Source organism: Bacillus sp. IT-79MI2, from assembly GCF_949768135.1.
Lineage (GTDB): Bacteria > Bacillota > Bacilli > Bacillales > Bacillaceae_G > Bacillus_A > Bacillus_A pseudomycoides.
In genome coordinates this window covers 1-3,561 of the sequence record NZ_CATKPV010000104.1, presented here as the reverse complement: position 1 = coordinate 3,561, position 3,561 = coordinate 1, and the positions used below count along the sequence as shown (strand labels likewise).

Here is a 3,561-nt window from a genome sequence, read left to right as displayed (position 1 = left end):
CCCAATTGTTAGACTGTGTCTAACAATTGGGGGGCAGTTCAATTGAGTCGGCTTTTTTACTATGTATTAAACTTTAGCATTCATAAGTAACTCTTTTAATTCTTCTGTAGATAATTTGCTTTCTAACGCTTTACTTAAGTCAAGTATAGAAGTTTTATAATTTACTACGACTTGTAAACTATCAGTCTTCTTTTTTTCTGCATTGTCTTTAGAACAACCTACCTCACTAATTAACATAACTGGCAATGCAACTGCTAATAGTTTACGTTTCATTGTTATACCCCTTATTTTGTCTCTTTCAACTTTTTATCTACTTCAAATATTAGTTTAGACGCTTTATCCATTGACTCCCCACCTTGTTGAACTACACTTCCGTCTCTCATAGTTAATCCGTTTCTTATTGAACTTACGCCTTCCCTTAGTGCATACGTAACTTCTTTTACAGTATTTTGTACGTCTAGATATTTATCTCCAGGGTCTAACGCAACTAACTTTTCTGCTGTCTCGTATATAGCATGTGACTTCTCTCTAAATTCTGTGTCTTTTTCTTCTATTGGTTTAGTACTATTCAAGATTTCGTTTAACTCCAGTGATTCCTTCGTAATATCTTTCATTAAAGAGTTTAATTTTGACTTATATTCTTTCTCTGCTTTAACCTTCGATACGTCTTGACTCTTCTCTTCTGATACTTGTAAGTTATCAGTCTTTTTCTCTTCTACGCTGTCTTTGTTACAACCTACCCCTGCTAATAACATGATTGGAAGTGCTAAACCTACTAGTTTCTTTGCTTTCATGATTGAATACCCCTCTTGTATTGTATTGTATTGTTTATATGTAATACAGGTTACTTTTGATAAGTAACCCATTACTAACTATTACTTACGTTTTACTTGGTGCATCTTGCTACCATCGTCGCCTACCATTTTGAATATACCATCTCTAAAGTACTCCATCGTATAGGACATAGATTGTTTCATTTCACCAGGTTTCGCCTTTTTTCCGTCTTTTACATACTCGTCTATTGTTAATGTCATTTCTTTCTTGTCTCCATTGTAAGACCATTTCCCATCCATATGTGAGTTCTCATAAGGTGTGTTGTCTTCATCATCAAATATGGTGTATGTACCATCTTGACGGAACTCTGATCCTTTGGTGAACTTGTCACCAACATAACTACCCCATTCACCAATTATTTCTTTACCGTCTTTTGATAAAGTGATAGGGTCATACGATTGATTCTGTCTTGCGGTATGGTCTACAGCTTTCTCAATTGGTTGCATACCTTCTTCTAAGTAGTTATTGCCTTTATACATTAATTCTTTTAATTGTTCCGTCTTCTTCTTTGTTACAGAACCACTTTTTGCTAGACTTATTTGTGTGTCAAACGCTTCTTTATAACAGTCTATTGCTTTTATAACAGTCTTGTGTGCTTCTTCAAACTCTTTAGGTGGGTCTATTTTATAAAACTTAGCAAATATTTCTTGTACCTCATCTGCACTTTTTAGAATCTCTTTGTTTAACTCTTTTACATCGTTGTCTTTTCTTTTCGTTAACTCAGTAATATCAGACATCTTTGTCTTTAACTCATAATCTAAGTTTGACATACGTGCAGGGTAAGCCTCTTTTGATACCTTTTCTTTTTCTTCTGCTTTTACTTCTACTTTAGAGTCTGCTTTCTTCTCTGCTTTGTCTGTTCCGCAACCACCTAATAACATGATTGGAAGTGCTAACGTTACAAGTTTCTTTGCTTTCATATTTCTATTACCCCTTATTAGTTGAATGATTGTATGTATAATTACAAGTTACTCTATTACTTTGTATGTTCTTCCATTTTCTTATCAAGTGCTTTGGCGTAGGCATCTTTGGTTTCCTGATTTAACTTATAAATTGCTTCTCTCCACTGTTCTCCATCTACACCTGACATATGTGGAGAACTTTTTAATACAGCTTCTTGAATCTTCAGTCCATCGTCTTTATCAGCGTCTTTTATTAACTTTGTTCCTTTTCTTGCATCTGTTATCCCTTCTTGTACGAGTTTATGAATGTCTTTGTATTTATCAGGTACTATTATGTTCTCCATACGGTCTAAGGCTTCATCCATATCGTTTGCTGTTTTAAATACATCTTTATATTTCTTATTATCTTTTGAAGCTTCTCCTAGTTTTAACAATATTTCATCCTTCTTGAATTGAAAATCTACCAGTTGCTCACAAATATAATACGGATACTGTTTTTCAGATATTACTGTTTTCGACATTGCTTTACTAGTCTTCTCAGTCTTAGGGGTAGAATCTTTATCTCCTACCCCACAACCTACTAATAATAGAATAGGTATTGCTAATGATACGAGTTTCGTTCCTTTCATTATGTATCCTCCTTTTAGAAAGTATTGTAATTAATTAACATATTGTACCATAACATGAATTATATAAATAAGATATGAAGATTTCCCATCCTTAAGAGAAATTTTGAGTGTTTTAACAATATGAAAAAATGTATTACGGTTGTAGAAAATCCCGCCCCATATGCTTTTTAAAAAAATTCCCTTATTGGTTCCTCAGCGTTTGGGAGCTTTTTTATAATCCCATAAACTCTTTATCGAAGTAGAACTTGTCCATTAAGTTATTTACAATCCCATTGAAATAAGCAAATTTACCATACTTCATTTTTATTCCAGACTTCACTTTCATAACAAACTCTTTAATAGCTTTTAAGCCAATAGTAAGCTCCTGGTCTTTAGTAAATGCTTTATCACCTGTTGTGTAATTAACAACTCTATTACACTGTCTTACAACCTTCCACAGTTCTTGAATTGTTTTTGATTCAGAATAAAAAGAGCTAGTTAAAGAAACGAAACGTTCTGGAACCCAGTGAGCAACAAAATCAGCTTGTTTAATATTCTCTTCAGTAGTATTACTATTCTCATTACTATTACGTTTGTTTATATCTTTTATATTTTGTTTTAAGGAAACAGGGGGTGTTTTAATGGTAGGACACTTTGTAGGACTTTTAGTAGGTTCCTTGTCGGACACTTCTTCCACAATAGGTCGAATTACTATAGCATTAGCAGTTTGCATCATATCAGAATTACTTTTCATAGATACCTGGCGGATCATGCCGAGGTCCACAAGTTTCTTCATTAATATTTGTCTCCTTTGTGGAAACAAAAAAGCAACATAATGCCAAATTTAAGCAAACTTTTGCTAGGTGTTTTTTACCCACAATTCGCCCACATATCTTTCTTGTCATATCAAAGTTTATCCGTAATAAGAAAATAGAGAAGAAAAACCCGCAAAAGCAGGCTATGTTTTGTCGGCCGTTTAATGACCATATTTTGACCATATTTATTTCAAAAGCAAACGAATATTATCGAGAGTCAATATACAAACAATTGTCGTTAAACATTGGTACTACAACATTTATGCATAGCTTAATAGATACAAATCTTTATTGATTTTTGTTCCGCACACAAGTTCACCAATGGGAACGCGACCAATATATGTCTCTTTACTAAGAGGCACAAACCCTTGACACATTGAAGTGAACCCCGAAAACGGGACG

General features: G+C 33.7%; 4 protein-coding genes and 1 pseudogene. All 5 read right to left on the bottom strand.

Going from position 1 to position 3,561, the window contains the following annotated elements; genetic code table 11:
• Positions 1-66: 66 nt before the first annotated feature.
• Positions 67-273, bottom strand: a complete 207-nt coding sequence (locus ACM6HU_RS24295; RefSeq protein ID WP_016115798.1) for a hypothetical protein — start codon at positions 271-273, stop codon at positions 67-69.
• Between the two features lie 11 nt (positions 274-284).
• Positions 285-794, bottom strand: a complete 510-nt coding sequence (locus ACM6HU_RS24290) for a DUF7018 domain-containing (lipo)protein (RefSeq protein WP_016115797.1) — start codon at positions 792-794, stop codon at positions 285-287.
• Positions 795-875: 81 nt separating this feature from the next.
• The gene (locus ACM6HU_RS24285) at positions 876-1,754 is read right to left on the bottom strand and encodes a DUF7018 domain-containing (lipo)protein (RefSeq protein ID WP_088094725.1); all 879 of its coding nucleotides are present in this window, start codon (positions 1,752-1,754) and stop codon (positions 876-878) included.
• 56 nt (positions 1,755-1,810) lie between these two features.
• Positions 1,811-2,365, bottom strand: coding sequence for a hypothetical protein (locus ACM6HU_RS24280; RefSeq protein WP_077295818.1), 555 nt, complete (start codon positions 2,363-2,365; stop codon positions 1,811-1,813).
• Between the two features lie 211 nt (positions 2,366-2,576).
• A pseudogene (locus tag ACM6HU_RS24275) lies at positions 2,577-3,149 on the bottom strand (helix-turn-helix domain-containing protein); the annotation flags it as partial.
• Between the last annotated feature and the right edge of the window lie 412 nt (positions 3,150-3,561).